The organism is Streptomyces sp. NPDC039423 (assembly GCF_055598725.1).
Genome location: NZ_JBVKAH010000001.1, coordinates 664,603 through 690,746, shown reverse-complemented (window position 1 = coordinate 690,746; position 26,144 = coordinate 664,603). Strand labels below are relative to the sequence as shown.

Genomic DNA, 26,144 nt, shown 5'->3' with positions numbered 1-26,144 from the left:
TCGTCGTCCCAGGCGCCCACGTCACGCGAACGCGATGTCGACGTGGTCGCTCAGCGGGCGGTAGCCCAGGCGCTGGTAGAGCGCGGTGCTGGTGGGGTTGGCGACGTCGGCGAACAGCAGAACCTGCCGGGCGCCGGCGTCCAGGGCGGCGCGGCTGACGGCGGCGGTGACGGCCCCGGCGTACCCCCGGCCGCGCAGCTCGGGAGGCGTGTAGACGGGCGACACCCGGGACTGCCCGGCGACGGGCGGAGAGTGCGACGCCATGGACACGAGACGCCCCGCCACCTCCCACACGTACAGCCCGCCGTGCTCGACGCGCCGGGCGACGTTCCGCGTGTGGTCGGTGGCCGGGTCCTCGCCGATGTCGGCGGCGAAGGCCCGCATCCACGCCGCGGTGAGCGGTACGTCCTCGGCGGTGGCCCGCCGCGCGGTGCCCGGGGGCGCGGGGCGCGGCGGTGTGAGGTCCCCGAGGCGGTGAAGCCGGGTGCGGTGGGTGATCGTCCACGTCCCGCCCGGCGGCGTCCACGCGGCGGCGAACGCCTGCGTGGGCCCGTCGCCGCCCTTCACGCCCGTGACACCGGTTCCGCGCAGCGCCTCGGCGAGCCGCCGGGCGGCCTCCTCCGGCATGGGCCCCAGCAGCGGGGGGCGGGGCGCGGTCCGGACGAACGCCCCCTCCACGGGGCCGTCGGGGGCACGGCGCCACCAGCCGAACCGGGCGCTTCCGGCCCCGAACGCGCCGGGGCCGTGCCGCCGCACGGTCTCGCCGACGGTCAGCAGCGCCGTGCTGCGGGCCGGGTCGGCCTCCAGATAGGCGCCCGCCTCCCGGTGGAACTCCGCGACGTCGCCGGTGAGCCGCCAGCCCGTCGCCGCCGGGGACGTCAACGGAGGTGGGACGTGTCGTTGAGGAGCCGGACGGAGGCGTTGCCGTCGCGGTAGTACGCCACCGCCGAGATCGACGCCGCGGACAGCTCCATCCGGAACAGGGACTCCGGCGGGGCGCCGAGCGCCAGCCGGACCAGCGTCTTGATGGGCGTGACGTGTGTGACGAGCAGGACCGTACGGCCCGCGTGGCGGGCGGTCAGCCGGTCCCGGGCCGCCGCGACCCGGCGCGCGACGGCCGCGAAGGACTCACCGCCCGAGGGGGCGGCCTTCGGGGAGGCCAGCCAGGCGTCCAGCTCGTCCGGGTAGCGCTCCCGTACCTCGGCGAACGTCAGGCCCTCCCAGGCGCCGAAGTCCGTCTCCCGGAGGCCGTCGTCGATCCGGACGTCCAGTCCGAGGCGGGCCGCGACCACGGCGGCCGTCTGCCGGCAGCGGGCCAGCGGGGACGAGACGATCTCCTGGACGGTGCCCCGGGCCGCGAGGGCGGCCGCGACCGCGTCGGCCTGCCGCCGGCCGGCCGGGGACAGGTCGGGGTCGGTGCCGCCGCTGCCGGAGAAACGCTTCTCCGGCGTGAGCGCGGTCTCCCCGTGCCGCAGCAGGACGAACGTGGCCGGCGCGCCCAGGTCCGCGGCGGCGCCCCACCCGGTCGACGGCGCGGCATCCCGCCCCGCCGCCCCGGCGCCCTCGTCGGCCCCGGACCCGCCGGTCGCAGGGCCGGCAGGCGTCGCGCCGGCGGGCGCGGAGTCACCGGGCGCCGCGCCGGCGGAGGCAGGGCCGGCGGTGGCCGGGCCGGCCGGGGCGGCGCCGGCGGGTGGCGTACCGCCCGCCGGCGTGGTGGGGGCCGATCCGCCGGTGGTCGTGGCGGCGAGGGCGGCGCGGGCTCGGGCGGCGCCGGCGGCCGCGTCACCGACCACGCGGGCCGCGGCCGCGTCGAGGGCGTCCGGGCGGGCGCCGGCGTCCAGGGCGGCCGTCGACGTGGACGGCTGCCACTGCCGGCCGCGCTTGCCCGCGTCCATCGCCTCGTTGGCGAGCCGGTCCGCGTGCTTGTTCCGCTCGCGCGGGATCCACTCGTACGTCACCCGCGACGGCGGGAAGATCCGCGCCGCCTCCGCCGCCAGCGGCTTCATGTCGGGGTGCTTGATCCTCCAGCGCCCCGACATCTGCTCGACCACCAGCTTGGAATCCATGCGGACCCTGACCGTCGCGTCGGGCGCCAGCTCGCGCGCCGCCTTCAGCCCCGCGACCAGGCCCTTGTACTCGGCGACGTTGTTGGTGGCGACGCCGATGTACTCGGCCGCCTCCGCCAGCGGCTCCCCCGACACCGGGTCCAGGACCACCGCCCCGTACCCCGCCGGCCCCGGGTTCCCCCGGGAGCCGCCGTCGGCCTCGACGATCAGTTCCCGCGCGGCGGTCATTACAGGCCCGACTCCGCCGTGCGCACCAGGATCCGGCGGCAGTTCTCGCACCGGAGGACGGTCTCGGGCGCGGCCGCCCGCACGTCGTTCACCTCGGTGATGTTCAGCTCGATGTGGCAGCCCTCGCAGCGGCGCTGGTACAGGCGCGCGGCGCCGACCCCGCCCTGCTGCTCACGGATCTTCTCGTACAGCTTCATCAGGTCGGCCGGCACGGATCCGGCGATGAGGTCCCGCTCCTTGGTGACCGACGCGGCCTCGCCGTCGAGCCCCTCGGTCGCGGCGTCCCGCCGGGCGACGGCGTCGTCGACCTTGGACTGGACGGAGGAGACGCGCTCCGTCAGCTCGGCGACCCGCTCCTGCGCGGACTCGCGGCGCTCCATGACCTCCAGGACGATGTCCTCCAGGTCACCCTGGCGCTTGGCCAGCGAGACGATCTCCTTCTGGAGGTTCTCCAGGTCCTTGGGGGACGAGACGGCCCCCGAGTCCAGGCGCTGCTGATCGCGGACGGCGCGCTGGCGCACCTGGTCGACGTCCTGCTCCGCCTTGGTCTGCTCGCGGGCGCAGTCGCTCTCCTCGGTCTGCGCGGCGACGAGCAGGTCGCGGAGCTGGCTGAGGTCCTTGGTCAGCGACTCGATCTCGGCGTGCTCGGGCAGGGACTTGCGCTTGTGGGCGAGCTGCGACAGGCGTACGTCGAGGGCCTGGACGTCGAGGAGTCGGATCTGGTCGGCGGGCGCGGCGTTCAGTTGGGGGCTCCAGAAGAAGAGTGGTGGGACCACGGGTCGGTGACCGTCTTCGACACGTGGACCCGCAGGCCCCAGCCGTGACGGTCGGAAATCTCGTCGAGCTGGGCGGCGGCCAGCTCGCACCAGGGCCACTCGGTGGCCCAGTGGGCGGCGTCGACCAGCCCCAGCGGTGAGTGCTGGGTGGCCTCGGAGGCCGGGTGGTGGCGCAGGTCGGCGGTGAGGAACGCGTCAACGCCCGCCTCGCGCACGGCGTCGAAGAGGCTGTCGCCGGAGCCGCCGCTGACGGCGACGGTACGCACCGGGGCGTCGAGGTCTCCGGCGACGCGGATGCCCTGCGCGGTGGCGGGGAGCCGCTTCGCGGCCCGGGCGGCGAACTCGCGCAGCGTCTCTGGCCGGTCCAGCTCGCAGATCCGGCCGAGGCCGTTCGCGGGCACCAGGGGCCCGGTGACGCGCAGGTCGAGCGCGCCGGCGAGGGCGTCGGAGACGCCGGGGTCGGCGGTGTCGGCGTTGGTGTGCGCGACGTGCAGCGCGATGTCGTTCTTGATGAGCGTGTGGACGACGCGGCCCTTGAAGTGCCCCGCCGCGACCGTCGTCGTGCCCCGCAGGTACAGCGGGTGGTGGGTGACGATCAGGTCCGCGCCGAGGGTGAGCGCCTCGTCCACGATCTCCTGGACCGGGTCGACGGCGAACAGCACCCGGGTGACGCCGGCGTCGGGGTCGCCGCAGACGGTGCCGACGGCGTCCCACTGTTCGGCCCGCTCGGGCGGCCAGAGGGCGTCGAGCTCGGCGATGACTTCAGACAGACGGGGCACGGGGGAAAGGCTACCTGGCCCGCCTTCCCGCCCCGCACCTGCGCCGTCCGGCCCCTTGCCGGCGCCCTCCGGGCCCGCCCCGGGGGCGGCCCCCGCGACCCTGGTGGAGCCCCTCGGCAGCACACCCGTCTCCGGCCCCTCAGGCGAACCGGGACATCGCCACCCTTATAGGTGAAGCGCGGTAGTCCCCATTGTTCGGCTGTAGGTACGAAAACTACTTTCGGTCGCCGGAGGTGACGAGTCGATGACAGCCTGTGCCATCGAGACCGCCGCGGAGGACGACGACGCGGTGTCGCGTCCGGGCTTCACGATCGCGGCGAACGGCGCCTACGCGGCGCGGCTGGCGGGCGACGGCGAGGCCCTGTTCCCCGAGCGGTGGACGCTGGACGGACCGGAGCCCTACGCGGTGCCGCTCCCCGCCGCACAGCCCGAGGACCCCCACGCGCAGTTGCTCCCCCTGGTGGACGGCCGGGTGCTGATCGGACGCAGGACGGGCGGGCGGTACGTCTTCTCGCTGCTGTACCCGACGGGGCCGCGCACCGGGGAACTGCCGCTGGGCGCGGTGGAGTCGGCGGCGCTGCGGCTGCTGCCGCCCCCGCCGGACGGGTCGTGCGCCTACGCGCTGACGGCCGGCGAGCGGTCGACCGGCGTCTGGCGGGTGGCGGGCGGGGCGGGCGGCGGCCCCGAGCACGTCGCGGAGGTGGCGGGCCGCTGCACCGGCGGGGCGTGGCTGGACCGTGCGGGCCGGATGCTGGCGCTGGACCGCCGGCCGGCCGGGGGCGGGCCGGTGAAGTCGGTCGCGGTCGACCTGGAGCGGGGCGGGGAAGTGACCCCGCTGCTCCAGATCGCCGACGGCAGCGACGACCGTGTGCTGCTGGCGGACCCCGACAGCGGACTGCTGCTGATCCGGTCCGACGCCCCGTCGCCGGGCCACCACCGGCTGGGCTGGGCGGTCCTGGGCAGCATGCTGCCGGTGCGTTTCCCGGAGTGCCTGCGGCTGCCGGACGCGGCGGTGACGCCGTTCGCGATACAGCCGGGGCAGACGCTGACGCCGGAGGCCTGCGCGGTGGCGCTGCGGATCGACGGGGCGTCGGGGAGCTGGGTGGGGGTGTGGCGGCCGGCGGAACGGCGGCTGCACCAACTGGCCGCGCCCCGCGGGTGGCTGGCGGGGGCCGGGGCGTGGACCCGTGAGGGGATGCTGCGGCTGCCGTACGTGACCGGGGCGGTGCCGTGCGGCCTGGCGCGCGTGGTGGCGACGCGGGTGGAGGGGTCCGGCGCGGAGGGGTCCGGCGCGGAGGGCGCCGGGGCCGGGGCGGAGGAGGCGCCGGACGGGGCGGCGGGGAGCGCGACGGGCCCCGGACCGGCGGCGCGGGAAGGGGACGTACCGCATCCGGCCACACGATCGGCACAACCGGAATGCCCTGGTGGGGAACCGTCCGCGGGCGTGGTGACTCCTGGTGTGTGCAAGCCGGTGCCGTTGCAGCAGGCACCGCTCACCGGCCGCACAGCCCGCGGATAGACTCTCGGGCCGCACCAACATCAGCGATCACTACGGGGTGACTTCCCACATGTCTGAAGCCAGCACCGACACGACCCACGGGCGACCGCAGGGGGACGCCGGTGGCTCCGGAAAGCACCGAGGGGGTGCCGCGTCGACGGAGGACCTGTCGACGCGGCCGCACGGCCGCCACCGCAAGGACCCGCAGCACAGCGCGGTCTGACGGGACGACAGAGCGGAGGGGCCGTTCCGGGGGGATCCCCCGGGACGGCCCCTCCGCCGTGCGGGCCGGGAAAACCTGGCCGGTCCCCGTGCGGTACGGCTGCGCGCCCGGTGCGGCACCCTTCACCCGGTTTCGACGAGGGTGTCGGCGAGGACCGGGGCGTCGCCCCGGTCGGCGGCGGTCACCGTCAGCCGGACGCCGGCGTCCTGTCGCCACATCCGGATACGGAGGGTCTCGCCCGGGTACACCACGCCGGCGAAGCGCGTCCGGTACGCGCGGACCCGGGCGACCTCCCCGTCGAGCAGGGTGTCGGCCACGGCCTTGAGCGCCATGCCGTAGGTGCACAGGCCGTGCAGGATCGGCCGGTCGAAGCCGGCGAGCTCGGCGAACTCCGGGTCTGCGTGCAGCGGGTTCCAGTCGCCGGAGAGCCGGTACAGCAGCGCCTGGTCCTCGCGCACGTGCCGCTCGACGGTCCGGTCGGGTGCGCGGGCGGGCGGTTCGGTGCGGACGGACGGGCCGCGCTCGCCGCCGAAGCCGCCTTCGCCGCGTGCGTAGACCTCGGCGTCGCTCGTCCACAGCGGCCCGTCGTCGTCGGCCGCCTCGGAGCGGAGGACCAGGACGGCCGCCTTGCCCTTGTCGTACACGGCGGCGACACGGGAGGTGGTGCGGGCGCGGCCCTTCACGGGGATCGGGCGGTGCACCTCGACGCGCTGGCCGCCGTGCAGCACGGCGGTGAGGTCGATGTCGACGCCGGGGGCGGCGAGACCGCCCATCATGCCCATGCCGGCGCCGGCGACGGTGGCGAAGCTGGGCAGGACGTGGAGCCGGGACTCCAGGGTGTAGCGCAGCTCGTCGGGGTCGGTGGCGGGGAGGCCGGCGCCGATGCCGAGGTGGTAGAGCTGGACGTCCTTGTGGTCCCAGGCGATCTCGGCGGTCCGGGGCTCGGCCGCGGTCGCCCGGCCGGCGTCGATGGGCATGGGTCTCCTGCTCGTCGCGCGACGGCGCCGAGGCCGCGCAGGGACCGGTTCCGGAACGGGCCGGGGCCTGTACGCCAGGTGTGGGCAGTCGTTCTGCGGGTGCTTTTGCCCCACCCCGTGCCGTGGGGCGGGGCAGAGCGTCAGGAGGCGGTCAGAGCTTGTCCATGCCCTTGTAGGGGCTGACGATACGGGCCTTCTGCGACCCGAAGTCGACGAGCGTGGCGATCTGGTCCTCGACGGCGATGACCGTGCCGAGGCCGTGCCTGTCGTGGGAAACCCGGTCCCCCACCGCGAAGTGCTTGATCGGTGCGGCCACGGGGGCTTTGAAGGGACTGGTGGCGAGGTGGCGCCGGGGCGCGGATCGGTTCGTCATTTCCCGCCAGTATGCGGCACGGAGGCCGGATGGGGCAGGGGGCTGCCTCGACCGTGACCTTACGGCTCGGTGCGGCGCGGCAGCCACAGCAGCATCAGCACGGCGCCCGCGAGCAGGACACCGGCCCCGGTACGGAAGGCCAGCGCGTACCCGGCCGTGAGCGCCTCGGGGCCCGTGCCGCCCGCCGTACGGGAGGCGGCGACCGTCGACAGGACGGCCAGTCCGAGGGCGCCGCCCATCGTGCGGGACGTGTTGACCAGGCCCGACACCAGCCCGGCGTCGCCCGGCGCGGCACCCGAGGTGGCGAGGGAGGCGAGCGGGGTGATGGCCAGGCCCATGCCGGCCATCATCAGGACGCCGGGCCCGAGGATCGTCGTGGCGTACGTGCCGTGCGCCTCCATCAGGGACTGCCAGCCGAACCCGGTCGCGGCGACCAGCGTGCCGATCACCGCGAGGTTCCGCGCCCCGGTGACGGCCATCAGCCGTGGCGCCAGCTTCGAGCCGACGATGATGGCGGCCGAGCTGGGCACGAGGGCCAGGCCGGCCGCCGTCGGGGAGTAGCCGAGCACGTTCTGGGCGTACACCGTCATGAAGAACCACATGGCGAACGAGGCCGAGCCGTTCAGCAGCATCGCCGCGTTGGCCGCCGTCACCGCCCGGGAGCGGAACACCCCCAGGGGCATGAGCGGGGCGCCCGTCCGGGCCTCGACCGCCACGAACGCGGCCAGCAGCGCCAGTCCGGCGGACAGCGGCAGCAGGGTCGCGGAGGCGCCCCAGCCCGCCTGCTCGGTCTGCACGATGCCGTACGCGACGGCCGCCAGCCCGCCGGTGACCAGCACCGCTCCGGGCAGGTCGAGCCGCCGCCCGCCGGCGGTCCGGCTCTCGCGGACGGACAGCGCGGCGCCGACGAGCACCAGCACGCCGACCGGCACGTTGATCAGCAGCACCCAGCGCCACGAGAGCAGGTCGGTCAGGACGCCACCGACCAGTCCGCCGGCCGCTCCGCCGCCCGCGCCCACCGCCGACCAGGTGCCGATCGCGCGGGTGCGGGCGGGCCCCGCCGGTACGGCGGAGGTCACGATGGTGAGCGTCGCCGGGGCGAGGACCGCCGCGCCGAGGCCCTGGACGGCGCGGGCCAGGAGCAGTTGCCAGCCCTCCACGGCGAGCCCGCCGGCCAGAGACGCGGCGGTGAACAGCCCGAGCCCGGCCAGGAACATCCGCTTGCGCCCGAACAGGTCCGCCGCCCGCCCGCCGAGCAGCATGAACCCGGCGAAGGCGATCGAGTACGCGTTCAGCACCCACTGGAGCCCGACGGCGGACAGGCCCAGGTCGGCGCGCATCGACGGCAGCGCGACGTTCACCACCGAGACGTCGAGGACGACCAGGAACTGGCCGGCGCAGGCGGCGAGGATCACCGCCCACGTGCGGGCGGTGGGGAGGGGGGTGTCGGTGGCCGTGCGGTCGCGGGCCGTGTCGGTACGGGGCTGAGGCATGGGTGTCATGGTCGCAGGTGCCGTGCGGTCCGTACATCAGGAGATGGACGTACGTCGGAGGTCCTGGTCCACCTACGATGTGACCGCCCAGTAGCCGGACCGCTCAGGAGGAACCCATGGCCGTGCCCGCCGCGCCGCCCAAGCCGGAGACGCTCGCCGCCTTCGAGGCCGCCAAGGGGTTCATGCCCGTGCGCGAGGGACTGGCGCTCCACGCGGCTGCCGCCGAGGCCGGCCGGCTGGGGCTGCCGTTGCTGGAGGTCGGCACGTACTGCGGGCGCTCCACGATCCTGCTGGCCGACGCGGCCCGGGCCGCGGGCACCGTGGCGGTCACGGTCGACCACCACCGGGGCAGCGAGGAGCAGCAGCCGGGCTGGGAGTACCACGACCCGGCGGTGGTGGACCCCGAGGTGGGGCTGATGGACACGCTGCCGACGTTCCGCCGCACGCTGCACGCGGCGGGGCTGGAGGAGTACGTCATCGCGGTCGTGGGGCGCTCGCCGCAGGTGGCGCGGGTCTGGGCGGGCGAGCTCGGCCTGGTGTTCATCGACGGCGGCCACACCGACGAGCACGCCACCGCCGACTACGAGGGCTGGGCGCCGCGCGTGGCCGAGGGCGGGCTGCTGGTGGTCCACGACGTGTTCCCCGACCCGGCGGACGGCGGCCAGGCCCCGTACCGCGTGTACCTGCGGGCGCTGGAGTCCGGGGCGTTCACCGAGGTGTCGGTGACGGACTCGCTGCGCGTACTGCGCCGTACGGGCCCGGGCATCTGACGCGGGTGGGGGCGTCCGGGCGTGCGATGCACGGCGCCGGCCGCCGGTCGCCGGTCCGGCCCGATCGGCAAGACACGACCTAGCATCGGGGTGTGCACGAGAACGACAGCCCACCGGCCCCGCGCCCGCCCCGCCGGCGCGGGCTCACCCTGACGGTCGCCGCGCTGGTGCCGGCCGCGCTGGCGGGGTGGCTGGTCTGGGGCGTGACGAGCGGTCCGGCGAAGAGCGTCCCGCACGGGGCGCGGCCGGCGCCGGGGCCGTCCGCTCCGTCGCCCGCCGCCCCGGGCCCCTCCCCGGCGGCGCCGCTCGCCGGCCGGACGGTGGTGATCGACCCCGGCCACAACCCCGGGAACTTCCGCCACGCCCGGGAGATCGGCCGGCAGGTGGACATCGGAACGAACCGCAAGGAATGCGACACCACGGGGACGTCCACCGACTCCGGCCACACGGAGGCCGCATTCACCCTGGATGTTTCACACCGTCTTCGCACCCTGCTCCAGGAGCAGGGGGCGACCGTGACGCTGACCCATGACGCGGACCGCCCGTTCGGCCCGTGCGTCGACGAGCGGGCCCGGATCGGGAACGCCGCGGAGGCGGACGCCGTGGTGTCCGTCCACGCGGACGGCTCGGCCGCCGGCAACCGCGGGTTCCATGTGATCCTGCCCGCCCTGGTCAAGGGCGGCGGGGCGGACACGGCCCGGATCGTCGCCCCGTCCCGTGACCTCGGGCGGGCCGTGGCACGGCAGTTCGCGGCGGCCACCGGCAGCGCCCCGGCCAACTACATCGGGGACGGAACGGGTTTGGACGTCCGGAAGGATCTGGGCGGACTGAATCTGTCGACCGTGCCCAAAGTGTTCGTCGAATGCGGCAATATGCGTGACCCGAAGGACGCCGCATTGCTGACAGACGCGGCATGGCGGCAGAAAGCGGCCCGGGGAATCGCCGCCGGCATCGCCACCTACCTGCGGGACTAGGTCCGGCGGGCGGTAGCCTGCCGGGGGCCCGGGGTAGCCCCGGACCCGTACCGCATCCGTACGATGGGGCCCGGCCACCCCCGTGCACCGCGCCACCCCGACGAGACGAACCGAGAAGGACTCTTACACGTGAACATCCGCTCCCTCACTCGAGGCGATGGCGTGGTGATCGGAGCAGCGGTGGTGCTGTTCATCGCCTCGTTCCTCGGCCTCACCAGTTTCGACTGCCCCGCGGGGGTCGACTGCTCCGGCTTCGAGAGGCGCAACGCCTGGGACGGCCTGGGCCTCCTGATGAGCATGTTCCTCTCCGGTGTCATCGGGGCGGCGCTGATCGTGGTCGGGCGGGCGATGCCCGGCCGCCGGATCGCGGGGATCGACCTGGGCCAGTTCGGCGTGGCCTTCTGCATCTTCGCGCTGTGGACGGCGTTCTGGACCATCATCGACATGGACGCCGACGCGGGCGCCGGCATGATCCTGGGCCTGCTGGCCACGATCGCGCTCGCCGCCGCCGCAGTGGCGGCCCCGCTGGTCCCGGCGCTGAAGGCCCCGCTCGTGGGCGCCCCGCGTCCGCAGCAGCCGCAGCCCTACGGCGGGCAGCCGCAGGCCGGTTACGGCTACCCCGGCGCCCAGCAGCAGCCGTACGGCGGCCAGCCCCAGGGTGGCTACGGCTACCCGGGCGCGTCGCAGGCCGGCCAGCCGCCGGTGCAGCCGCAGCCGGCCAAGGTCGACCAGCAGCCGCCGTCCCAGGGCGGTCAGCCGCAGGGCGGCGCTCCGGCGCCGCAGCCGGCGGGCGCCTCGGACTTCTCGCCGTTCTGGTTCGCCGTGCCGGTGGCCCGTCCGCTGTACGCGGAGGACGGCTCCCCGACGCCGATCGCGGAACTGGCGCCCGGTACCTGGTACCTGGCGGTGGAACAGCGCGGCCAGGGCCTGGTGGCCCAGACGCAGGACGGCCGCCGCGGTGTGCTCCAGGACACCACGGGCATCCAGCGCGGCTGAGCCGCGCGTCCGCGTACGGCCCCTCGCCCTTCCGGGCGGGGGGCCGTCGCCGTACGGCCGCCCGGCCCGGAGGTGACCTACCGTCAAAAAGCGTGGCGGGCATACGGCTCCCGGCCGACCTCAACGGCTGGGCGACGGAGCCGGTTTCGGGCGTCGGGGAGCGGCAATCCGTACCGCATGTCTCCCCGTCACCGGAACGGAAGCGCATCGGCGGCCACCGCGATAGTGGTCGTCGCCGACGTCATGGCCGCCATCATCGGCCTGTGGATCCTGATGTACCTCTTCGACGCCAACCGGGCCAACGACCTGGTGCAGTTCGTGCAGAACGCGGCCCGCTGGCTGGCCGGCTGGTCGCACGACCTGTTCACGTTCGACGCGGCCTGGCTGCGGGTCGTGGCCGGCTACGGGCTGGCCGCGCTCGTGTACCTGCTCCTCGGCCACGCCCTGGCCGGCCGGCTGCGCCGGTACTGACCCGGACGAGCCGTCCGGGTCCTGCCGCTAGCCGCAGCAGTCCGGCGCCAGACCCTCGGGGAGGCGACCGCCGCCGAACACCGCGGTGGTGGCCTCGTCCCCGCCGAGGGCCGCGACGGCGAGCAGCAGGGAGCCCGCGGTCCAGGTGGTGAGCTCCTCGGGCCAGACGGCGCGCTCGCCCTCGAAGACGTAGCCGGTCCAGTACATGCCGCCCGGGGCACGGAGGTGGCCGATGGACTGGAGGATCTCCAGGGCACGGTCGGACTCGCCCATCGCCCAGAGGGTGAGGGCCAGTTCGCAGCTCTCGCCGCCGGTGACCCACGGGTTGGGCAGGACGCAGCGCACGCCCAGGCCGGGGACCACGAAGTCGTCCCAGGCGCTCTCGATGCGCTCCTTGGCCGCCGCGCCGGTGACGGCGCCGCCGAGGACCGGGTAGTACCAGTCCATGGAGTAGCGGTTCTTGTCGAGGAAGCGCTCGGGGTGGTGGCGGATGGCGTGGGCGAGCGCGCCCGTGGCCAGTTCCCAGTCGGGCTGGGGCTCCTCGCGTTCCTCGGCGATGGCCAGGGCGCAGCGCAGCGCCTGGTGGATGGAGGAGGAGCCGGTGAGCAGGGCGTCGGTGACGGGGGTGCCGTCGGGCTCGCGCTTCCAGCCCATCTGGCCGCCGGGCTGCTGGAGCCGCAGGACGAACTCGACGGCCGCGTAGACGGCCGGCCACATCCGGTCGAGGAAGGTGTCGTCGCCGGTGGCGAGGTAGTGGTGCCAGACGCCGACCGCGATGTAGGCGCAGAAGTTGGTCTCGCGGCCGTGGTCGGTGACCCGGGTGGGGTCGCCGTCGTGGTAGGCGGCGTACCAGGAGCCGTCGTCGTTCTGGTGGCGGGCGAGCCACTCGTAGGCGCGCGCGGCCGCGTCGTGTTCGCCGGCCGTGTCCAGGGCCATGGCGGCCTCGGTGTGGTCCCACGGGTCGAGGTGGTGGCCGCGGAACCAGGGGATGGCGCCGTCCTCGCGCTGGACGGCGAGGATGCCGGCGACGGTCTCGGCGGCCTGCTCGGCGGTGAGGACGCCGGGCAGGACGAGGTGTTCGGTGCGTTCGGGGGAGGTCACTTGGCGTCCGCCGCGGGGTGGTGCGGCTTGGTCGCGTACGCCACGAAGCTCTTGCCCAGGACGGGGTTGAGGGCCCGCTCGGCGAGGCGGGTGGCCAGCGGCTTCTTCATGATGTCCCAGACCAGCAGCTTGTGGTACGCGCGGACCGGCAGCGCCTTGTCGTTGTCGACGCCGAACGCGCACTTGAGCCACCAGTAGGGCGAGTGGAGCGCGTGCGCGTGGTGGGTGCCGTACGGCTTGAGGCCGGCCTCGCGGATCCTGGCGAGGAGCTCGTCGGCCTTGTAGATGCGGATGTGGCCGCCCTCGACCTCGTGGTAGGCGTCGGAGAGCGCCCAGCAGACCTTCTCGGGGCCGTAGCGGGGGACGGTGACGGCGATGCGGCCGCCGGGCTTGAGGACGCGGACCATCTCGGCGAGGACGCCCTTGTCGTCCGGGATGTGCTCCATGACCTCGGAGATGATCACGACGTCGAACGACTCGTCGGGGAAGGGCAGGTTGAGGGCGTCGCCCTCCATGGCGGTGGCGGTGGCCCCGGCGGGTGCCTCACCGGCCTCCTTCATGGCGGCGAACCACTTGGCGACCTCGCGGATCTCCTCGCCGTTCTGGTCGAGGGCGACGACCTGGGCCCCGCGCCGGTAGCACTCGAACGCGTGCCGCCCGGCCCCGCAGCCCAGGTCGAGGACGCGGTCGCCGGGGGCGAGCGGGAAGCGGGTGAAGTCGACGGTCAGCACGGGGACGGCCTGCTTTCACGGAGGAGGGGGGTGGGTGTGCGGGAGGGCTGGGGGGTCACCGGCGGGCTCCGCGCGCCGCGATGGCCTCGCGGTACAGCTCGGCCGTGCCCTGGGCCGCTCGGGCCCAGGTGAACCTGTCCAGCACCCGGGCGCGGCCGGCCGCGCCGAGGCGGGTACGGAGGTCGGGGTCGCCGAGCAGCCGGCCGAGGGCGGCCGCGAGGGCGCCCGCGTCGCCGGGCGGGACGGCCAGGCAGGTCTCGCCGTCGGGGCCCGCGACCTCCGGGATGGCGCCGCCGGTGGTGGCGACCAGGGGGGTCCCGGTGGCCATCGCCTCGGCGGCGGGCAGGGAGAACCCCTCGTACAGCGAGGGGACGCAGGCCACCTGGGCGCCCCGGTAGAGGTCGACGAGCTCGGCGTCGGTGACGCCCTTGACGAACCGGACGGCGCCGTCGAGGCCGTACCGCTCGATGGCCTGGGCGACCGGTCCGTCCTCGGCGCGCTTGCCGACGACGACGAGGTGGGCGTCGGGGTTCTCGGTGCGCAGCTTGGCGAGCGCCTCGACGAGGTGGACGAGGCCCTTGAGCGGGACGTCGGCGCTGGAGGTGGTGACGATCCGGCCGGGGACCCGGGGGACGGCCGGGTCGGGCGACCACAGGTCGGTGTCGGCGCCGATGTGGACGACGCGGATGCGGTCCTGGCGTACGCCGAGGTGTTCGACGATCTCGTCGCGGGAGGTGCCGGAGACGGTGAGCACCGACGGCAGGCGGCGGGCGACCCGCTTCTGCATGCGCGTGAAGGCGTACCAGCGGCGGACGGAGGCGCGGCGCTTCCAGCCCTCGGCGGCGTCCAGGTCCAGGCGCCGGTCCACCGTGATGGGGTGGTGGACGGTGGTGACGAGCGGGGCGCCGATGTCACCGAGGAGGCCGTAGCCGAGGGTCTGGTTGTCGTGGACGACATCGAAGTCGCCGCGGCGGGCGGCCAGGTGGCGGCGGGCGCGCAGCGAGAAGGTGAGGGGTTCGGGGAAGCCGCCGGTCCACATGGTGGCGACCTCGAGGGCGTCGATCCAGTCCCGGTACTCGCCGCGTCCGGGGGTGCGGAAGGGGTCGGGCTGCCGGTAGAGGTCGAGGCTGGGCAGCTCGGTGAGCGGCACGCCCTCGTCCAGGACGGGGTAGGGCTGGGAGCCGATCACCTCGACGTGGTGGCCGAGGCGGGCCAGTTCACGGGACAGATGGCGTACGTAGACGCCCTGGCCGCCGCAGAACGGGTTGCCCTTGTAGGTGAGGAGCGCGATGCGCAGCGGGGCGTCGTCGCCTCCGGTGACACCGCCGCGGGGGCCTGCCTCTATGGCCTCAGCGGTCACTCGCGGCCCCCTTCTGCCTTGCGTTTCGCCGGAGCGTAACCGGTCGCGCTAATCTAGAACAAGTTTCAGACTTGATCGTTCGAGGAGCTTCGAATCTACCGGCAGGTAGCGCCGCTGTGAGAGCCGGAACAGGTGATTCACGCCACGACGGGGCGCCGGGCGGAGCCGGCCCGTGCGCACGCCGGCAGGCCGCGGAACGGAACAACGGAACGGGACACATGACAGGGGACGTCAGACCGGCCTCGCCACCGCTCACCGAGCGCCAGGAGGCGCGCCGCCGCCGGATCCTCCACGCCGGCGCGGAGCTCGCCGGCCGGGGCGGATTCGACGCGGTGCAGATGCGCGAGGTCGCGGAGGCCGCCGGGGTCGCGCTGGGCACGCTGTACCGCTACTTCCCGTCCAAGATCCACCTGCTGGTGGCCACCATGCAGGACCAGCTCGACCACCTGCACACGACGCTGCGCAAGCGGCCCCCGACCGGACGGGCGGCGTCGGAGCGGGTGGCGGAGACGCTGATGCGCGCCTTCCGCGCCCTCCAGCGGGAGCCGCACCTGGCGGAGGCGATGGTGCGGGCGCTGACGTTCGCGGACCGCGGCGTGAGCGCGGAGGTGGACGCCGTCTCGCGGCGGACGACGGCGATCATCCTGGACGCCACGGGTCTGGAGCACCCGACGCCGCAGCAGCTCGCGGCGGTGCGGGTGATCGAGCACACCTGGCACTCGGCGCTGATCGCCTGGCTGTCGGGCCGGGCGTCGATCGCCCAGGTGAGGATCGACATCGAGATGGTGTGCCGTCTGATCGACCTGACGGCGCCGGACGCGGCCCCGGGCGGGGACGGGGCCGCTGGACCGTCCTGAGCGGGCCGCCGTCAGCGCGCGTTCTTGTTCTTCTCCAGGTCCTCCTGGAAGAGCTTCTCGCAGGTGGGGCTGGAGTCGGTCGCGATGAACGACACCATCAGGAAGCCGCCCTGTCCGTGGTGGCTCGCCTTGAGCGTCCAGCCGCCCTTCCGCAGCGAGGTGACGACCGACCCCTTCTGGTCGAACTGCTGCGACTCCTTCCAGCCGCCCTTGCCGAGGGCCGCGACGGTGGCGTCGTAGGACTTCCTGGAGTCGGTGGCCTTCTTGTCGTCGACCTGCCAGGAGACCATGCACGGCTTGAGGGCCGGCGGGACGTCCTCGTCCGAGGGCTCCTCGGTGAAGCCCGCCGCCGTGGCCGCGGCCGAGATCTCCTTCGTCACCGCCGCGGCGTCCAGGCCGTCGCCCGCTTCCGCACCGGCCCCCGCACCCGCCGGGGTGCGGGACGCGGGCGTGGCCGTCCCGCCGTCCGTACCGCCACCGCCGCAGCCGGCGACCAGCAGCGCCACACCGGCGGCCGCGGCCGCGCCCCGCCAAGCCCTCGACGTCACCCGGGCGGGGACGACTCCCATCGCCTTGCGCATGAGACACCCAATCCTGCGTGCACGCGGGCCCCGTGCCCCCGTGATCAAGGCAGCAGTTTCGCACGGAGGTACGGGGCATTCCGGGCAGCGACGGGCGCAGCGCGCCGTTCCTCCGTCACTCCTTCACCCTTCGGCGGGCGGGAAGACCGGTTCGCCGCCGTCCGCCGTGACGAGGGTGATCGCGTCGACCGGGCATCCCTGGGCGGCGGCGAGGTGCTCCCCACCCGACCGGGTGCCGTCGCCGGGCCCGGTGCGCGGGGGCCGCGCGGAGCCGGTCCCGGGCCGCGACGCCGTGACGTACGTCGCGTGGGGGCCGTCCTGACCCGCCGGTAGAGTGAGCGCCGTCGTCATCATGCCCCGTACGGGGGGAAGCCGGTGCAAATCCGGCGCTGACCACGCAGCCGTGAGACCGCTTCGGCGGTGAGCCGGAATGCCCCGTGCGAGCACGTGTTCGGCTCGTGTCACCGGGACCCTGAGCCCGGTGACCGGCACCGTCGAGGAATACGGAGCCGGAGCCTGGTGCCCTTCGCGTACCGGTGCCCGGTTCCCGCAGGAGAGGCCACCGTAGCCATGACCACCGTTCGCGTACGCCACGGCGCCGCCGCGCTCGCCGCGGCCGCCGTCCTGCTGTCCGGCGGCTCCCCGGCCGCCCACGCGGCGCCGTCACCGGCCCCCTCCCCCTCCCCCACCGTCCCCGCCGGGCTCTACGGCACGAAGGACCCCACCTACGACGGTGTGTGGCGCCAGTCCCTGGCCTTCATGGCCCAGCAGGTGGCCGGGGTGGAGCCGAACCGCAAGGCGGTCGACTGGCTGCTGGGACAGCAGTGCGACAGCGGCGGCTTCGCCTCGTACCGCCCCGCCCCGGCCACCACGTGCGGACCGGGGACGACACTGGACACCAACGCCACCGCCGTCGCCGTCCAGGCCCTGTCCGGCGTCGACCGGCCCGAGGCCGCCGAACCCGGCACCGATCCGGTCAGCAAGGCCATCGACGCGGGCGCCGCCTGGCTGAAGGGCGTGCAGAACAAGGACGGCGGCTGGGGCTACAACCCCGGTTCCCCCAGCGACGCCAACTCCACCTCGATCGTCGTCAGCGCCCTCGCCGCGACCGGCCACCGGCCCGGCGACGTCCGCTCCGCCGGCGGCCGCACCCCGTACGACGCGCTGCTCGGCCTGGCGATCCCGTGCGACGCCAAGACCGGCGCGGGCGCCTTCGCCTACCAGCCGGACCCGAAGACCGGCGCGCTCGTCGCGAACGGCGACGCCACCGCCGCCGCCGTCCTCGCCGGGCTCGGCAAGGACCTCCAGACGCGCGGCGCCGAGCCGGAGCAGGAGCCGACCTGCCGGGCCGCGGGCGCGCCGTCGGCCGAGCGCGCCGCCCGCAACGGTGCCGCGTACCTGGCCGGCGCCCTCGCCCGCGGCGGCCACCTCGACCTCCCGCCCATGCCCGGAGCCGCCACCACCGCGCCCCGGCCGGACGTCGGCAACACCGCCGACGCCGTGATCGCGCTGGGCGCGGCGGGGCACGCCGAGCGGGCGGCCCCGGCCGTCGACTGGCTGCGGAAGAACGCCGCCCCCTGGGCCACCGAGAACGGCCCCGCCGCCTGGGCCCAGCTCGTCCTGGCCGCCCACACCGTGGGCGCGGACGTCCACGACTTCGGCGGGGTCGACCTCGTCCAGCGGCTCAACGCGACGGGACCGGCACCGGCCTCGCTGCCCCTGGAGCGGAAGGACCGGGACAAGGACGACGAGCAGGACCGGGCGGCCGACGAGGAGGAGGGCTCCGACGTCTGGCTGGTCGTCGCCGTCTTCCTGGTCGCCGGCATGGGCATCGGGTTCCTGCTCAGCGGACGCAAGCGGCAGCGCTGATGCGGGCCCGCTCGCTGACCCTGCTCCTCGCGGTCTGCGCGGTGCTGCTCGGCGTCGCCGGGCCCGCCCGGGCGGCCGGCTACCGCTACTGGTCGTTCTGGGAGAGCGACGGCGGCCGGGGCGCCTGGACGTACGCCACCCAGGGCCCGGCCACCGCCCGGCCCGCCGACGGGGACGTCAACGGCTACCGGTTCGCGGTGAGCGCCGACTCCCAGGACGCCCAACGGCCGCGGCGGGCACCCGGCTTCGCCGCGATCTGCGGTACGGCACCCGCGGCGGACGGCACCAAGCGGGTCGGAGTCGTCATCGACTTCGGTACGGCGGCCGACGCGCCCCACGGCGCCGGCCGGCCGCCCGGGCCGCGTGCGGCGTGCGCGCGGGTGCGGGCCGACGCGACCGCGGCGGAGGCGCTCGCCGCCGTCGCGAAACCGCTGCGGTACAACGGCCAGGCGCTGCTGTGCGCGATCGCCGGGTATCCGCGGACGGGCTGCGGCGAGCAGGTGTCGGAGCCGGCCGGGCAGCCCGGCGGCGCGGGTGCGGCGGGCGGCACCGGCGGGCGGAAGGAGCCCGTCGCCGGGGAGCCGGAGGACTCCGGGCCGTCCGTGGGGACGGTCGCCGGAGTGGCCGCCGTCGCCGTCCTGGGCCTCGCCGCCGGGTGGCGGGCCCGCCGCCGATGAGCCGCGCTCCCCTGGGCCCGCGCCCTCCCGAGGCGAACCGCTCCAACGCCCTGCACCCGGGCGCCTGGTGGCTGTGGGCCCTGGGCCTGGCCGTGGCCGCGTCCCGCACCACCAACCCGCTGGTGCTGGGGCTGCTGGTCGGCGTGGCCGGCTACGTGGTGGCCGCCCGCCGGACCGACGCGCCGTGGGCCCGCTCGTACGGGGCGTTCGTCCGGCTCGGGCTGGCGGTGCTGGTGGTCCGGCTGGTGTTCTCGGTGGTCCTCGGCTCGCCCGTACCCGGCACCCGCGTCCTGGTGACCCTGCCCGAAGTCCCGCTGCCCGACTGGGCGCAGGGGGTGCGGATCGGCGGGCGGGTGACGGCCGAGCAACTGGTGTTCGCCCTGTACGACGGGGCGAAGCTGGCGACGCTGCTGATCTGCGTGGGCGCGGCCAACGCGCTGGCCAGCCCGGCCCGGCTGCTGAAGTCGCTGCCGGGCGCGCTGTACGAGGCCGGGGTCGCGGTGGTCGTCGCGATGACGTTCGCGCCGAACATGGTGGCCGACGTGGCGCGGCTGCGGACGGCGCGGCGGCTGCGCGGCCGGCCGACGGGCGGGGTGACGGCGGTGCTCCAGGTGGGGCTGCCGGTGCTGGAGGGTGCGCTGGAGCGGTCGGTGGCGGTCGCCGCGTCGATGGACGCGCGGGGGTACGGGCGGACGGTGCCGGTTCCGCGCGCGGTGCGGCACGCCACCACGGCCCTGACGCTGGGCGGGCTGCTCTGCGTGTGCGTCGGCGGGTACGGGCTGCTGGCGGCGTCCGGCGGTGCGTACGCGGTGCCGCTCGTGGTGGCCGGGGTGGTGATGGTCCTGGTGGCGCTGCGGCTGGGCGGCCGCCGTTCGGCGCGCACCCGGTACCGGCCCGACCGGTGGGACGCCCGCGCCTGGCTGGTGGCCGGGTCGGGCGCCACGGTGGCGGCCCTGCTGATCGCCTCCGACGCGCCGGGGCTGCACCCGGGCGTCGTTCCGCTCGCCGCGCCCGGCCTGCCGCTGTGGCCGGCGCTGTCCGTTCTGGTGGGCCTGCTGCCCGCGTTCGTGGCCCCGGTGCCGAAGGAGTCCGTGTGATCCGGTTCGAGAACGTGACGGTGACGTACGCCGGTGCCGCCGCGCCCACGCTGGAGGGGGTCGACCTGACCGTCCCGGAGGGCGAGCTGGTGCTGCTGGTGGGCCCGTCCGGGGTGGGCAAGTCCACGCTGCTGAGCGCGGTGTCGGGGCTGGTCCCGCACTTCACGGGCGGCACCCTGCGGGGCCGGGTCACGGTCGGCGGCCGGGACACCCGCACCCACGCGCCGCGTGAACTGGCGGACGTGGTCGGCACCGTGGGCCAGGACCCGCTCGCGCACTTCGTCACGGACACGGTGGAGGACGAGCTGGCGTACGGGATGGAGTCGCTGGGCCTGGCTCCCGCGGTGATGCGCCGCCGGGTGGAGGAGACGCTGGATCTGCTGGGCCTCGCCTCCTTGCGGGACCGGCCGATCGCCACGCTGTCGGGCGGCCAGCGGCAGCGGGTGGCGATCGGCTCGGTGCTGACGCCGCACCCGCAAGTGCTGGTGCTGGACGAGCCGACGTCGGCTCTGGACCCGGCCGCCGCGGAGGAGGTCCTGGCGGTCCTCCAGCGGCTGGTCCACGACCTGGGCACCACGGTGCTGATGGCCGAGCACCGGCTGGAGCGGGTGGTCCAGTACGCCGACCGGGTCGCCCTGCTGCCGGCGCCCGGCGCCCCGGTGGTCGTCGGCCCGCCCGCCGAGGTCATGGCGGTGTCGCCGGTGCACCCCCCGGTGGTCGCCCTCGGCCGGCTGGCGGGCTGGGACCCGCTGCCGCTGTCGGTACGGGACGCCCGGCGCCGGGCGGGCGCGCTGCGGGAGCGGCTGGCGGGCCGCTCGCCCGTGGCACCCGTGCCCGCGCCCGTTGACGGCGGTCCCGTTCCCGGCGGTCCCGTTGACGGCGGTCCCGTTCCCGGCGGTCCCGTTGGCGGCGGTCCCGCGCCCGTGCCCGCGCGGGGCGTACGGGTGGCGCTGGGCCGGCTGCTGCGCGGCGCGGGCGCACCGGACCCGGGCGGGCCGGGCGGCGCGGCCGGCCGGGGCGCCGGGGGCGGGGCCGGCCCGGACGGCAGCGGCTCCGGCGGCACCGGCCCGGTGGCCGCCGGGGTGCGGGGCCTGGGCGTGCGGCACGGGCGGGTCGAGGCGCTGCGGGACGTGGCCCTGGAGGTACGCGCCGGGGAGACCGTGGCGCTCATGGGCCGCAACGGAGCCGGCAAGTCGACCCTGCTCGGGGCGCTGGTGGGGATGGTCGAGCCCGCCTCGGGCACGGTCCTCGTGGGCGGCCGGGTCCCGCACCGCACGGCGCCCCGCGAGCTGATCCGGCACGTCGGGCTGGTCCCCCAGGAGCCGCGCGACCTGCTGTACGCCGACACCGTCGCCGCCGAGTGCGCGGCCGCCGACGCCGACGCGGGCGCCGCGCCGGGGGCCTGCCGGGCGCTGGTGACGCGGCTGCTGCCGGGCGTCGCGGACGGCACGCACCCTAGAGACCTGTCGGAGGGGCAGCGGCTGGCGCTGGCCCTGGCGGTGGTGCTGACCGCCCGGCCACCGCTGCTGCTGCTCGACGAGCCGACCCGGGGGCTGGACTACGCCGCGAAGGCGAGGCTGGTCGGTGTGCTGAGGGAGCTGGCGGCCGGCGGGCACGCCATCGTGATGGCCACGCACGACGTGGAGCTGGCCGCCGAGCTGGCGCACCGGGTCGTCGTCCTGGCCGACGGGGAGGTCGTCGCGGACGGCCCGACGCACGAGGTGGTCGTCTCCTCCCCGGCCTTCGCCCCGCAGGTCGCGAAGGTGCTGGCCCCGCAGCCCTGGCTGACCGTGCCGCAGGTGGAGGCCGCCCTGTGAGCGCCCGTCCGGTGCGCCTGGGGCCCCGCTCGGTCGCCGCCCTCGTGCTGGTCGGCGCCGTCGGCGTCGTCGCCTTCGGCTGGCCGCTCCTCGCGGACGGCGGGTCCGTCCTGGCGGGCCGCTCGCAGGAGGCGCCCTGGCTGCTGGCGGTGCTGCTGCCGCTGCTGGTGGCCGTGGTGGTGGCGACGATCGCCGACTGCGGCATGGACGCCAAGGCAGTGGCGATGCTGGGGGTGCTGGCGGCGGTCGGCGCCGCGCTGCGGCCGCTGGGCGCCGGCACGGCGGGCCTGGAGCCGATGTTCTTCCTGATGGTGCTGAGCGGGCGGGTCCTCGGGCCCGGGTTCGGGTTCGTGCTGGGCGCGGTGACCATGTTCGCGTCGGCGCTGCTGACCGGCGGGGTGGGCCCGTGGCTGCCGTTCCAGATGCTGTCGATGGGCTGGTTCACCCTGGGCGCCGGGCTGCTGCCGGGGGCGGAGCGGCTGCGTGGCCGGGCCGAGCTGCTGCTGCTGGCGCTGTACGGGGCGGTGGCGGCGTTCGCGTACGGGACCGTCATGAACCTCCAGGGGTGGGTCACCCTCCAGGGCATGGGCAGCGGGATCTCGTTCCAGCCCGGCGATCCGGTGCGGGAGAACCTGGTGCGGTTCCTCGCGTACTGCGCGGCGACGTCGCTCGGCTGGGACCTGGGGCGTGCCGTGCTGACCGTGGTGCTGATGATGACCATCGGATCCACGGTCCTGAAGGCGCTGCGCCGGGCGACTCGGCGGGCGGCCTTCGAGGCCCAGGTCACATTCGAAGGCAACATAAGGGCCGTTTCCGCCCCGAAAGGGCGTGATGAGGGTGAAGCACCCCACAGGACCTAGGTCACATACGAACCGGGTTAGTGGGGCGGGACGGGCGGTCTTCCGGCCCCGGGCTTCCCGTGGTGACGTGCACTGATCGCCGACGGGCCGGGGGGAGTCCTTCCTCCCCGAGTCCGGCCCCGCCTAGTACCGGGGGTGCTTGCCGCGGCCGAACCGCCCTGCTTCTCTGGTGATGTCGCCGGGCGCAGCTCGCATCGCAACGCCCCTGGCAGCCACCTTCCCCCGCCCCCCGGCGTGGTTCCGGCATGCCTCCGCGACTCCCCGTGTCCCCGACGTTAGGTCGCTACGTGTTCCGCTCGCTCGCCAGCCGTTTCTCCGCCCGTCCCAAGTCCATCGCCGCCGGCGCCGCCGTGCTGCTGGGTGCCACCGGCGCCGTGCTGGGCACCACCGGTCCGGCTTCGGCCGCCTCCGCGCAGGACATCGCGAAGAAGATGGTCCCGGCGGGTCAGTACCAGTGCTTCAGCAAGATCGTGGAGCACGAGTCCGGCTGGAACCCCAGCGCCACCAACGCCTCCTCCGGCGCGTACGGCCTGGTGCAGGCCCTGCCGGCCTCGAAGATGTCCTCCGCCGGCGCCGACTGGAAGACCAACCCCGCCACCCAGATCGAGTGGGGCCTGGACTACATGAACGACCGCTACGGCAGCCCGTGCGGCGCCTGGAACTTCTGGCAGTCCAACGGCTGGTACTGAGCCGCCCCGCCCCGATGACGCGAAGCCCCGGTGAACACCGTTCACCGGGGCTTTCCCGTGTTTCCGGCCGGTCTTCGGCGCCCCCGGGCCCGGCCTGCCGCTGCCCGCCGGGCTGCCGGTGCCGGCGCACATCGCGGCCCTCGCCGGACGCGGGTGACACGGCCGGATACGTACGGCCCCGCGGGCGGGGCGTGCCGTACGTTCGGCTGTATGAGCCAAGAGCGATGGACCGCCGTGGACGACTACCTCACCGACATGCTGGCGCCCGCCGACGAGGCACTGGCCGCCGCCCTCGCCGACAGCGACGCGGCGGGGCTGCCCGCGATCGGCGTCACGCCGCCGCAGGGCAAACTGCTGCACCTGCTGGCCCGTACGCAGGGCGCCCGCACGATCCTGGAGATCGGCACGCTCGGCGGCTACAGCACCCTGTGGCTGGCCCGCGCACTGCCGGCGGACGGCAGGCTGGTCTCGCTGGAGTACGACCCCCGGCACGCCGACGTCGCCCGGGCGAACCTCGCGAGGGCGGGGCTCGACGGGGTGGCCGAGGTCCGGACGGGCGCCGCCCTCGACACGCTGCCGAAACTGGCCGAGGAGGGCGTGGGCCCGTTCGACCTGGTCTTCATCGACGCCGACAAGCCGAACAACCCCCGGTACGTCGAGTGGGCGCTGCGACTGACCCGGCCGGGCAGCCTGGTCGTCGTGGACAACGTGGTACGCGGCGGCGCGATCACCGACGAGTCCTCGACGGACCCGGCGGTGATCGCGACACGTGAACTGTTCGACCTGGTGGCCCGCGATCCGCGGCTGGACGCCACGGCGCTCCAGACGGTCGGCGGGAAGGGGTACGACGGGATGCTGATCGCCCGCGTGGCGGCCTGACCGCCCCTCGTCGCCCCCGGCGGGTCACACCTTGAGCAGGCGCTCCGCCATGGCGCGGTAGGCCTGGAGCGTGATGCGCAGCCGCTCCGTGTCCGGCTCCTCCTCGTCGTGGTCCCAGTCGGCGCGCAGCGCCCGGCGGTGCTCGGCCAGCGCGGTCGTGAGGTGGTCCGCGGCCGCGTCCAGCACGTCGGCGGCCTCCTTCACGGACCGGTGCGGGCCGTCGACGAAGTCGGTGAACGCCTGGTGCAGGCGCGCGGCGAGCTCGTCCCGCACGCTCCGCGCCACCAGCGGCTCCGACACCCCCGCCACCCCGCGGGCGCCCGTCCCGTCGGGGGAGTCGGCCCCGGTACGGGAGTCGGCACCGGCGTCGGTGTCGGGACGGGAGTCGGTGTCGGGACGGGAGTCGGCCTCGGCGTGGGCCTCGTGCAGGGTGCGGACGTCGGCGCCGGTGTGGACGCCGGGCCCGCCGGGCGTCCCGGAATCGGTGGGGTCGCCGGGGCCGGTGTCGGGGGCGACGGGCGTGACCGGCACGACCGGGGCGACCGGCGCGACCGGATCCGGTGAGGTGCGGGGCTTCGGGGGCACAGAGGCGTCCGGGGCCCCCGCGCGGTCGGACGCCCGGGGGTCCGTGCCCGAGGCCGGGTCCGGGTGGGTGCCCGGAGCGGTGCCGGGGTCCTTGTGCGCGGCGCCGGGGGCCGGGTCGGCGTGCGTGCCGGTGGCCGCGTGCGGGTCCAGGGGGTTGCGGGCGGACATCAGGCACCACTCCCCTTCGGCTGCCACGGGGCGTGCACCCGGTGGGCGCGCCCGGCCTGACGGCGCGGGGCGTGCCGGGCGTGGTCCTCGGGGTGCTCGGTCACGAGTTCCTCGAAGAGCCGCCGCGCGTCCAGCATGGCGCCGCGCAGCTCCTCGGTACCGACGTTGGTGGTGTGGCCCTCCAGCCGGGCGGTGCGGTGCACCCGGCGGTAGCCGTCGACGTGTTCGGCGTGGTGCACCGACAGCGCGGCGACCTGCTCCTCGTACGCGGACGCCGCCGGGAAGCCGCGCTCCTCGGCCAGCCGGGCCAGGAGCCGGTCCGCCTCGGTGACGGCCTGGCGCGGCGCGTCGACGAACTGCTCCTGGAGACCGGCCCACAGGGCCACGTACCGCTCGCGGGCCTCACGCGTCAGCGGCCGGGTGCGCAGGTCGCCGTGGCGGTCGACGCGCTCGGCGAGTTCGCGCTCGGCGGCCTTGGTGTCGCCGTCGTGCCGGGCGACGGTCCGCTCGTACTCGGGGCCGAACCGGCGCTTCAGGCCACGGCCGCGTCGCCCGCCGGCCCTGCCGGGCCCGGCGTACAGGACCGCGGCCACGACGGCGACGAAGACGACGACCAGAGCGCCGACGATCAGGACAGTGGACATGACTGTCTTCCCTCGATCCGGGGGTCGGGGTTCTTCCGTGTCTGTTCGACGGCCGTGTTGCCGCTAATACGTTGGCCAAACGGCGGGCCGGTCGGATAGGGACGCACCATGACGAACCCCAACTGGACCGTCCGTCCCGAGCGTTACGACAGCCCCGATGCCACCGCGCTGCGCGTCGACTACTACTACGACGTGGCCGCCCGCTACTACAACCGGCCCATCACGGCGGAGGAGATCGACGACGGGATCCTCAACGAGGGCCTGGACCGGCTCGCCCCGCCGACGGGCCGGTTCGTCGTCGGCCGCGCGAACGGGGAGCCGGCGGCGTGCGGCGGGGTGGTCCTGCTGGACGCCGGACGGGCGGAGCTCACCCGGGTCTTCGTGCGCCACGCCTTCCGCGGCACCGGCGGCGCCGCACTGCTGATGGACGCCCTGGAGGAGGCCGCGACCAAGCTGGGCGCCCGGCGCGTCGTGCTCAACACCCGGCTGGACCTCGTCGAGGCGCGGGCGCTGTACACCCGCCACGGCTACCGCGAGATCCCGGCGTACCGCGAGGGCCCGTACATGGAGGTCTGGTACGGCAAGGAGCTGCCCACCCGATAGGG

The 26,144-nt window shown here is 75.4% G+C and carries 27 protein-coding genes and 1 riboswitch; of the genes, 14 read left to right on the top strand and 13 right to left on the bottom strand.

The genetic code is table 11. The features are described 5' to 3' along the window. Window positions 1–21: 21 nt before the first annotated feature. The 4 genes from ACZ7LK_RS03070 to ACZ7LK_RS03055 are packed head-to-tail and all read right to left on the bottom strand — an operon-like array spanning window position 22 to window position 3,849. Window positions 22–882 carry a GNAT family N-acetyltransferase gene (locus tag ACZ7LK_RS03070; protein WP_471138110.1) on the bottom strand — a complete coding sequence of 287 codons (861 nt, stop codon included), beginning with the start codon at window positions 880–882 and terminating at the stop codon, window positions 22–24. Next, the gene (locus tag ACZ7LK_RS03065; RefSeq protein ID WP_469464424.1) at window positions 879–2,294 is read right to left on the bottom strand and encodes a bifunctional RNase H/acid phosphatase; all 1,416 of its coding nucleotides are present in this window, start codon (window positions 2,292–2,294) and stop codon (window positions 879–881) included. The genes ACZ7LK_RS03070 and ACZ7LK_RS03065 overlap by 4 nt, the downstream gene beginning before the upstream one ends. Then, a complete protein-coding gene (locus ACZ7LK_RS03060; protein ID WP_469464448.1) occupies window positions 2,294–3,037 on the bottom strand; it encodes a zinc ribbon domain-containing protein in 744 nt (247 codons plus the stop codon). The genes ACZ7LK_RS03065 and ACZ7LK_RS03060 overlap by 1 nt, the downstream gene beginning before the upstream one ends. Continuing rightward, the gene (locus ACZ7LK_RS03055; protein WP_392276569.1) at window positions 3,034–3,849 is read right to left on the bottom strand and encodes a Nif3-like dinuclear metal center hexameric protein; all 816 of its coding nucleotides are present in this window, start codon (window positions 3,847–3,849) and stop codon (window positions 3,034–3,036) included. The genes ACZ7LK_RS03060 and ACZ7LK_RS03055 overlap by 4 nt, the downstream gene beginning before the upstream one ends. Before the next feature lie 244 nt (window positions 3,850–4,093). Here ACZ7LK_RS03055 and ACZ7LK_RS03050 point away from each other — a divergent pair, with 244 nt between their 5' ends. After that, entirely contained in the window at window positions 4,094–5,368 is a 1,275-nt protein-coding gene (locus ACZ7LK_RS03050) for a hypothetical protein (protein WP_392276568.1), read from the top strand. A gap of 324 nt (window positions 5,369–5,692) precedes the next feature. Here the strand turns inward: ACZ7LK_RS03050 and ACZ7LK_RS03045 are convergent, their stop codons facing one another. The 3 genes from ACZ7LK_RS03045 to ACZ7LK_RS03035 all read right to left on the bottom strand — a co-directional run bounded on the left by ACZ7LK_RS03045 (window position 5,693) and on the right by ACZ7LK_RS03035 (window position 8,422). After that, complete coding sequence (locus ACZ7LK_RS03045; RefSeq protein ID WP_471138107.1) at window positions 5,693–6,547, bottom strand: MaoC/PaaZ C-terminal domain-containing protein; 855 nt, start codon at window positions 6,545–6,547, stop codon at window positions 5,693–5,695. A 151-nt stretch (window positions 6,548–6,698) separates the two neighbouring features. Next, window positions 6,699–6,920 (bottom strand): hypothetical protein, encoded by a 222-nt coding sequence (locus ACZ7LK_RS03040; protein ID WP_189548367.1) that lies wholly within the window; start codon window positions 6,918–6,920, stop codon window positions 6,699–6,701. 59 nt (window positions 6,921–6,979) lie between these two features. After that, entirely contained in the window at window positions 6,980–8,422 is a 1,443-nt protein-coding gene (locus ACZ7LK_RS03035) for an MFS transporter (RefSeq protein ID WP_392276566.1), read from the bottom strand. A gap of 107 nt (window positions 8,423–8,529) precedes the next feature. Here ACZ7LK_RS03035 and ACZ7LK_RS03030 point away from each other — a divergent pair, with 107 nt between their 5' ends. The 4 genes from ACZ7LK_RS03030 (at window position 8,530) to ACZ7LK_RS03015 (ending at window position 11,624) form a co-directional block, all read left to right on the top strand. After that, window positions 8,530–9,183, top strand: coding sequence for a class I SAM-dependent methyltransferase (locus tag ACZ7LK_RS03030; RefSeq protein ID WP_392276565.1), 654 nt, complete (start codon window positions 8,530–8,532; stop codon window positions 9,181–9,183). Window positions 9,184–9,275: 92 nt separating this feature from the next. After that, complete coding sequence (locus ACZ7LK_RS03025; RefSeq protein ID WP_392276564.1) at window positions 9,276–10,157, top strand: N-acetylmuramoyl-L-alanine amidase; 882 nt, start codon at window positions 9,276–9,278, stop codon at window positions 10,155–10,157. A 162-nt stretch (window positions 10,158–10,319) separates the two neighbouring features. Then, complete coding sequence (locus ACZ7LK_RS03020; RefSeq protein WP_392276563.1) at window positions 10,320–11,153, top strand: hypothetical protein; 834 nt, start codon at window positions 10,320–10,322, stop codon at window positions 11,151–11,153. 177 nt (window positions 11,154–11,330) lie between these two features. After that, window positions 11,331–11,624: a hypothetical protein gene (locus ACZ7LK_RS03015; RefSeq protein ID WP_392276562.1), complete on the top strand. Its 294-nt coding sequence runs from the start codon at window positions 11,331–11,333 to the stop codon at window positions 11,622–11,624. Window positions 11,625–11,651: 27 nt separating this feature from the next. Here ACZ7LK_RS03015 and ACZ7LK_RS03010 read toward each other — a convergent pair whose 3' ends face one another. The 3 genes from ACZ7LK_RS03010 to ACZ7LK_RS03000 are packed head-to-tail and all read right to left on the bottom strand — an operon-like array spanning window position 11,652 to window position 14,816. Continuing rightward, the gene (locus ACZ7LK_RS03010; RefSeq protein ID WP_471138103.1) at window positions 11,652–12,725 is read right to left on the bottom strand and encodes a prenyltransferase/squalene oxidase repeat-containing protein; all 1,074 of its coding nucleotides are present in this window, start codon (window positions 12,723–12,725) and stop codon (window positions 11,652–11,654) included. Next, on the bottom strand, window positions 12,722–13,456 hold the full coding sequence (locus tag ACZ7LK_RS03005; protein WP_392276560.1) for a class I SAM-dependent methyltransferase: 735 nt from the start codon (window positions 13,454–13,456) through the stop codon (window positions 12,722–12,724). The genes ACZ7LK_RS03010 and ACZ7LK_RS03005 overlap by 4 nt, the downstream gene beginning before the upstream one ends. Before the next feature lie 55 nt (window positions 13,457–13,511). Then, window positions 13,512–14,816 carry a glycosyltransferase family 4 protein gene (locus ACZ7LK_RS03000; protein ID WP_392276559.1) on the bottom strand — a complete coding sequence of 435 codons (1,305 nt, stop codon included), beginning with the start codon at window positions 14,814–14,816 and terminating at the stop codon, window positions 13,512–13,514. A 218-nt stretch (window positions 14,817–15,034) separates the two neighbouring features. Between ACZ7LK_RS03000 and ACZ7LK_RS02995 the strand changes: the two genes are divergently transcribed. Then, window positions 15,035–15,673: a TetR family transcriptional regulator gene (locus ACZ7LK_RS02995; protein ID WP_392276558.1), complete on the top strand. Its 639-nt coding sequence runs from the start codon at window positions 15,035–15,037 to the stop codon at window positions 15,671–15,673. Window positions 15,674–15,684: 11 nt separating this feature from the next. On the opposite strand, the gene ACZ7LK_RS02990 is transcribed toward ACZ7LK_RS02995, so the two are convergent. Continuing rightward, window positions 15,685–16,254 (bottom strand): hypothetical protein, encoded by a 570-nt coding sequence (locus ACZ7LK_RS02990; protein WP_392276557.1) that lies wholly within the window; start codon window positions 16,252–16,254, stop codon window positions 15,685–15,687. A 365-nt stretch (window positions 16,255–16,619) separates the two neighbouring features. After that, window positions 16,620–16,690: riboswitch (cobalamin riboswitch) on the top strand. Window positions 16,691–16,824: 134 nt separating this feature from the next. Between ACZ7LK_RS02990 and ACZ7LK_RS02985 the strand changes: the two genes are divergently transcribed. From ACZ7LK_RS02985 to ACZ7LK_RS02955, 7 genes are all read left to right on the top strand, one after another. After that, window positions 16,825–18,123, top strand: coding sequence for a prenyltransferase/squalene oxidase repeat-containing protein (locus ACZ7LK_RS02985; protein WP_471138100.1), 1,299 nt, complete (start codon window positions 16,825–16,827; stop codon window positions 18,121–18,123). Then, entirely contained in the window at window positions 18,123–18,800 is a 678-nt protein-coding gene (locus tag ACZ7LK_RS02980) for an SCO2322 family protein (protein ID WP_471138098.1), read from the top strand. The genes ACZ7LK_RS02985 and ACZ7LK_RS02980 overlap by 1 nt, the downstream gene beginning before the upstream one ends. Then, window positions 18,797–19,897: an energy-coupling factor transporter transmembrane component T family protein gene (locus ACZ7LK_RS02975; protein WP_392276553.1), complete on the top strand. Its 1,101-nt coding sequence runs from the start codon at window positions 18,797–18,799 to the stop codon at window positions 19,895–19,897. Before ACZ7LK_RS02980 ends, ACZ7LK_RS02975 begins: the two co-directional genes overlap by 4 nt. Then, window positions 19,894–21,714, top strand: a complete 1,821-nt coding sequence (locus tag ACZ7LK_RS02970; protein ID WP_471138096.1) for an ABC transporter ATP-binding protein — start codon at window positions 19,894–19,896, stop codon at window positions 21,712–21,714. Before ACZ7LK_RS02975 ends, ACZ7LK_RS02970 begins: the two co-directional genes overlap by 4 nt. After that, window positions 21,678–22,574 carry an ECF transporter S component gene (locus ACZ7LK_RS02965; RefSeq protein WP_471138611.1) on the top strand — a complete coding sequence of 299 codons (897 nt, stop codon included), beginning with the start codon at window positions 21,678–21,680 and terminating at the stop codon, window positions 22,572–22,574. The genes ACZ7LK_RS02970 and ACZ7LK_RS02965 overlap by 37 nt, the downstream gene beginning before the upstream one ends. A 287-nt stretch (window positions 22,575–22,861) precedes the next feature. Then, window positions 22,862–23,263, top strand: a complete 402-nt coding sequence (locus ACZ7LK_RS02960; RefSeq protein WP_392276551.1) for an aggregation-promoting factor C-terminal-like domain-containing protein — start codon at window positions 22,862–22,864, stop codon at window positions 23,261–23,263. Window positions 23,264–23,473: 210 nt separating this feature from the next. Continuing rightward, window positions 23,474–24,142: an O-methyltransferase gene (locus ACZ7LK_RS02955; RefSeq protein WP_392276549.1), complete on the top strand. Its 669-nt coding sequence runs from the start codon at window positions 23,474–23,476 to the stop codon at window positions 24,140–24,142. Between the two features lie 24 nt (window positions 24,143–24,166). Here the strand turns inward: ACZ7LK_RS02955 and ACZ7LK_RS02950 are convergent, their stop codons facing one another. Further along, window positions 24,167–24,922: a hypothetical protein gene (locus tag ACZ7LK_RS02950; RefSeq protein WP_392276548.1), complete on the bottom strand. Its 756-nt coding sequence runs from the start codon at window positions 24,920–24,922 to the stop codon at window positions 24,167–24,169. Beyond that, the gene (locus tag ACZ7LK_RS02945; RefSeq protein WP_392276547.1) at window positions 24,895–25,539 is read right to left on the bottom strand and encodes a hypothetical protein; all 645 of its coding nucleotides are present in this window, start codon (window positions 25,537–25,539) and stop codon (window positions 24,895–24,897) included. The genes ACZ7LK_RS02950 and ACZ7LK_RS02945 overlap by 28 nt, the downstream gene beginning before the upstream one ends. A gap of 108 nt (window positions 25,540–25,647) precedes the next feature. Here ACZ7LK_RS02945 and ACZ7LK_RS02940 point away from each other — a divergent pair, with 108 nt between their 5' ends. Beyond that, the gene (locus ACZ7LK_RS02940) at window positions 25,648–26,142 is read left to right on the top strand and encodes a GNAT family N-acetyltransferase (protein ID WP_392276546.1); all 495 of its coding nucleotides are present in this window, start codon (window positions 25,648–25,650) and stop codon (window positions 26,140–26,142) included. Window positions 26,143–26,144: the final 2 nt, after the last annotated feature.

Coding starts and splice junctions, on each gene's coding strand:
- ACZ7LK_RS03045 (WP_471138107.1), bottom strand. CDS start 6,547: ATGCCCATCGACGCCGGCCGGGCGACCGCGGCCGAGCCCCGGACCGCC.
- ACZ7LK_RS03015 (WP_392276562.1), top strand. CDS start 11,331: ATGTCTCCCCGTCACCGGAACGGAAGCGCATCGGCGGCCACCGCGATA.
- ACZ7LK_RS03040 (WP_189548367.1), bottom strand. CDS start 6,920: ATGACGAACCGATCCGCGCCCCGGCGCCACCTCGCCACCAGTCCCTTC.
- ACZ7LK_RS02980 (WP_471138098.1), top strand. CDS start 18,123: ATGCGGGCCCGCTCGCTGACCCTGCTCCTCGCGGTCTGCGCGGTGCTG.
- ACZ7LK_RS02940 (WP_392276546.1), top strand. CDS start 25,648: ATGACGAACCCCAACTGGACCGTCCGTCCCGAGCGTTACGACAGCCCC.
- ACZ7LK_RS02955 (WP_392276549.1), top strand. CDS start 23,474: ATGAGCCAAGAGCGATGGACCGCCGTGGACGACTACCTCACCGACATG.
- ACZ7LK_RS03065 (WP_469464424.1), bottom strand. CDS start 2,294: ATGACCGCCGCGCGGGAACTGATCGTCGAGGCCGACGGCGGCTCCCGG.
- ACZ7LK_RS03030 (WP_392276565.1), top strand. CDS start 8,530: ATGGCCGTGCCCGCCGCGCCGCCCAAGCCGGAGACGCTCGCCGCCTTC.
- ACZ7LK_RS02945 (WP_392276547.1), bottom strand. CDS start 25,539: ATGTCCACTGTCCTGATCGTCGGCGCTCTGGTCGTCGTCTTCGTCGCC.
- ACZ7LK_RS02975 (WP_392276553.1), top strand. CDS start 18,797: ATGAGCCGCGCTCCCCTGGGCCCGCGCCCTCCCGAGGCGAACCGCTCC.
- ACZ7LK_RS02995 (WP_392276558.1), top strand. CDS start 15,035: ATGACAGGGGACGTCAGACCGGCCTCGCCACCGCTCACCGAGCGCCAG.
- ACZ7LK_RS02990 (WP_392276557.1), bottom strand. CDS start 16,254: ATGCGCAAGGCGATGGGAGTCGTCCCCGCCCGGGTGACGTCGAGGGCT.
- ACZ7LK_RS02985 (WP_471138100.1), top strand. CDS start 16,825: ATGACCACCGTTCGCGTACGCCACGGCGCCGCCGCGCTCGCCGCGGCC.
- ACZ7LK_RS03035 (WP_392276566.1), bottom strand. CDS start 8,422: ATGACACCCATGCCTCAGCCCCGTACCGACACGGCCCGCGACCGCACG.
- ACZ7LK_RS03050 (WP_392276568.1), top strand. CDS start 4,094: ATGACAGCCTGTGCCATCGAGACCGCCGCGGAGGACGACGACGCGGTG.